3 protein-coding genes and 2 pseudogenes are annotated in these 4,140 nt (G+C 45.5%); 4 read left to right on the plus strand and 1 reads right to left on the minus strand.

The features are described from left to right. Positions 1–181: 181 nt before the first annotated feature. The 4 genes and pseudogenes from BRW63_RS26640 to BRW63_RS26655 all read left to right on the plus strand — a co-directional run bounded on the left by BRW63_RS26640 (position 182) and on the right by BRW63_RS26655 (position 3,667). Positions 182–784 (plus strand): MltR family transcriptional regulator, encoded by a 603-nt coding sequence (locus BRW63_RS26640; protein ID WP_073075330.1) that lies wholly within the window; start codon positions 182–184, stop codon positions 782–784. A 193-nt stretch (positions 785–977) separates the two neighbouring features. Beyond that, positions 978–1,487 carry an SLATT domain-containing protein gene (locus BRW63_RS26645; RefSeq protein ID WP_073075331.1) on the plus strand — a complete coding sequence of 170 codons (510 nt, stop codon included), beginning with the start codon at positions 978–980 and terminating at the stop codon, positions 1,485–1,487. Between the two features lie 82 nt (positions 1,488–1,569). Beyond that, positions 1,570–2,592: pseudogene (locus BRW63_RS26650) on the plus strand (IS701 family transposase). Positions 2,593–2,671: 79 nt separating this feature from the next. Beyond that, on the plus strand, positions 2,672–3,667 hold the full coding sequence (locus BRW63_RS26655; protein ID WP_073075332.1) for a PDDEXK nuclease domain-containing protein: 996 nt from the start codon (positions 2,672–2,674) through the stop codon (positions 3,665–3,667). A gap of 386 nt (positions 3,668–4,053) precedes the next feature. Here BRW63_RS26655 and BRW63_RS30200 read toward each other — a convergent pair. Continuing rightward, positions 4,054–4,140, minus strand: a pseudogene (locus tag BRW63_RS30200) (IS1 family transposase); the annotation flags it as partial.

The following is a 4,140-nucleotide window of genomic DNA, read 5'->3' on the forward strand; positions in this document are numbered from 1 at the left end:
GCACAATTACATCGGTAGGCTATAGAGATTGCTTGAGCCGTGTACAGTGAAAGTTGTAAGCACGGTTCTGAGGGGAGGGAGGGAGATATATCTAAAACTCACTCCTTTACCCGACTTCGGCAGCAGGTATATGCTTAAGCGTCATCTCATTAATCCACTACAGAGTCGGTAAGCTTCAGATATGAACGAAAAAATTCAAGATTACGTTGTCGCACAGACACAGAAAGTCGTTCAGTTTCGCCAAGCATTAACTTCAGAATCTGATCGTGGATGTGCGCTGTTTGCGGCTGCGTATTTAGATGTATGTCTTTCAGATCTGCTTTATGTATCACTTGTGGAAAACAAGAATATTGATAAAGATCTTTTTGAAGGAACTGCACCTCTATCGAATTTCTCATCCAGAATCAAACTTGCCTACTACTTGGGACTAATTTCAAGAAATTGCAGGCGTGACCTAGATATTGTCAGAGGTATTAGAAATGATTTTGCACATAAGCCAGAGATCATTTCATTTGAAACTCAGTCAATTCGTGACCGTTGTAAGAACTTGTCCTTTTCTTACCAGGAAAAGGATGCTGATCCGCGTTCACATTTCACGGCTGCTGTAATGAGAGTTTTAAGTCATATTCACATTGCTACACTTACAACTACACCCCACAGTGAGAAACCTGATGACACACCCTCTGAAGAAGATAAGAAAGAGCATCGTGAGCTAATTGAGAAAATCGTAGAAAACGCAGTTCGTGATCCTTCTGTACAGGAAGAGACAAATGAGGAAGCCTAACAATCCCGCTGCACCGGAACGAAGTTAGATCGTCGGTGAGATACAAAAGTTATCTGCGTCCGGTGAGCGGGAACGTTAGACCGCTAGATCTCGGCGGGGGCAGTTCTGCTAACTCGTCTGTCTGTAAAGCTCAAAGCCAGTTCACAACATTGTGGAGGTAGTTGCAAGTTGGGTAAGTCATTGAGGGTTAAGTATGCCAGATAGAAGCACTCCTAATCATGCGGCTTTTCTGTCAGATGTTGTGCGAGAAACTGAATGGTACGCGGATCAGGCTTTGGAAATGGCTAGTTGTCACCGCAGAGCATCCGACGCTTACGGAAATGTTCATATGCTTTTTGGGTTGCCAGCAGCAATCTTGGCTAGTATCTCCGGTATATCTGCATTTACGCAAAATTCCATCATAGCTGGGATTACAGCCTTTATAGTTGCAGGGATTACCGGAGCAATGTCTTTCTTAAATCCTGCTGAAAAGGAGAAATTGCACTTTGAGGCTGGAAATGTTTTGGATGCTTGGGCAACTAAAACTTATCTTCTGATTAAACAGGGGCGAGCAAACCTCATCGAACCATCTGACGTTATCAGTCAATGGGAAAAGCTTATGGAGGAGCGATCACAACTGCTAAGACAAAGCCCGCGAATACCTACTTGGGCTATGTCAAAGGCAATGAAACGTTTTTTAGATCCTTTTAATTCTTCTAAATAGTACTGTTATAGGACTTACGCATTGACAGGAGAAGAAGAATGTGGTGAATCTAGGATAGTCTTGTAGCCCGCAGGAATCAGTCGTGAGAGAACGGTCTAAGCCCTCAACTGCCAAGTGTACTTGCTCGCTCTACATCTTATTTTTATTGGCGGAACCCAAGTATGTGAGTTGTGTTCGTCTATCTGAGGTGATGGAGGGGTTGAGTCACGACAGTGTGAATCGGTTTCTGCTACGGGAGAACTACAAACCCCGCGATCTGTTTAATGAAGTCCTAGACCATCTGATTCTAGACGGTGGGGTTGCGAGTGTAGACGATAGCGTGTTGGATAAACCTTACCGCGACCCCCAAAGCACTGCCCTGATGGGCTACTTTTGGTCGGGCAAACACAAGCGAACCGTGAAGGGCATCAATCTAATTACCTTGTACTATACCGATGTCACGGGCATTTCCTATCCGGTGAACTTTCGCATTTACGACAAACAGGAGGGCAAAACCAAGAACGAGTATTTTCGCGACATGGTGGCAGAGGTGAAAGCTTGGGGACTGAAACTGGCTTGGGTGACGGGCGATAGTTGGGATTCAGGGATTGAAAATCTGAAGTTTCTCAGAAACGAGAAGGTGGGTTTTCTGTTTGGTGTGGCTGATAATCGTCAGGTTTCTCCAGAACGCGGGATTCAGGTACAGGTGAAAACGTTAACGATTCCTGAATCTGGGTTGGTGGTCTATCTCAAGGAGTTCGGGTGGGTGAAAGTGTTTTGCCAGAGCTTCAAAAACGAGGATCGGTATTAGATCATGCACTTGCCCGACGATCTGGAACTAGCGCAACTGAACCGCCAAAACTTCCGCCAGATTCACGACCGTCATTGGCAAATTGAGAGCTTTCATCGAGTCATCAAGCAAGTGTGCAACATTGAACGCTTTCAAGTGCGAACGGAGTCTGCCATGAGAACCCATTTTTTCTGTGCGTTGCAAGCCTTTTGTAAGCTGCAAACAATGCGAGTTGAAGGCTTGATTGATAACCTGTATCAGGTGTCGCGTCAGTTATTCGTGCCCGTGATTCGTCAGTTCATCTTGGAAAACCTCTCCCAACCGATGGCTCACTGACCCCAGACCTTGCTACTTTTGTCAATGCGTAAGTCCTAAATAAGTTAGTTTGATCATAAGTTGAGGAAGCCAGAAAGCCATGACAAACCCTTTGCAACCCCAATTTGTGGAAGTCCTTACCCTGATTAAAGTTGCTCAGCAAAAAGTCATCGCTACCGCTAATCAAGAACTGATCAGACTGTACTGGAGCGTCGGTAAGTACATCAGCGATCGCCTAGCTACGAGCGAATGGGGGCAAAAAACAATCGAACAGCTTGCAACTTTCATTCAAGCTCAGGAACCCGGTATCAAAGGCTTTGAAAAGCGCAACCTTGAAAGAATGCGGCAATTTTACGAAACCTATCCTGATTCCCAAATTACGACCGCACTGCGGACGCAATTAAGTTGGACGCATCATCGCATTATTATGTCACGCTGTAAGACCGAAGCCGAGCGCCTCTTCTACCTTGAACTCGCCATCACTGAACGCTACAGCACCCGCGAACTCGATCGTCAAATCAATAGCGGCATCTTCGAGCGCACTCGCCTTGCCGATGCTAAACTGCCACAAACTAGCCATCCTAAACCGCTCTCTGGAATCTTTCGCGATAGCTATGTCCTCGACTTCCTTAATTTGCCTCACAGCCACTCAGAAAAGGATCTGAAAACCGCTCTTGTAGCCTGTCTCAGAGATTTTATTCTTGAACTGGGTCGAGACTTTACCTTCCTAGGACAAGAATACCGTCTACAAGTCGGCAGCAGTGACTTCTTTATCGATCTGCTCTTCTTCCACCGTGAACTTCAAAGCCTTGTTGCCTTTGAACTCAAGATCGATAAATTTCAACCCGAATATCTTGGTCAACTCGAATTTTATCTTGAGGCACTTGACCGCGATATCAAAAAGCCCCACGAAAATCCTAGTATCGGTGTTTTGCTATGTCGCGATAAAGATGACGAAGTTGTTGAATATGCGCTCAGTCGTTCGATCAGTCCTACTGTTGTTGCCGAATATGAAATCAAGCTGATTCCAAAAGAAGTTCTACGGAGGAAACTGAACGAGTTCTATGAACTACTAGCAACTAAAGAGGAGTCATAATTTTAGGATGGGTGGGTTGTGATTGCAGAGTTGTTGATCGTAGTTTAGAGGCTATTTGTGAGGCGCGGTCTAACAACACAGTGGAGCGGACGGTACAAAGTCTTCGCGCTACGTTCTAGTTCTTTCGCCGTTAGACTTCACCTTTTGGGAGTTACGCGGGATGCAGGTTGAGGATACTGTCAACGATCGCCCCTTAAGAAAACTGCCCAGCGATCGACATCGAAACGGCAAGCAATGATATGAGCTAAAGTCAAGAGGCTTACGATTCGCTGGGTATGAGTGAAACCGTCTACATCGAAACGAGTATAGGCTATCTCAGATCTTGCAGCAGTCTCAACAGGGAGTTGCAAAACGGCTAGGTAATGTTCTAGACGTGTTGTTCGTGTCTAAATGGGGAATCCGAATATGACGCGATTAATGAACCGTCCAATCACCCCATCATGCATCACAATCGACTTAGAAAAGCAAATCGT

Origin of the sequence: Phormidesmis priestleyi ULC007, assembly GCF_001895925.1 — a bacterium.
Classification (GTDB): Bacteria; Cyanobacteriota; Cyanobacteriia; order Leptolyngbyales; family Leptolyngbyaceae; genus Phormidesmis_A; species Phormidesmis_A priestleyi_A.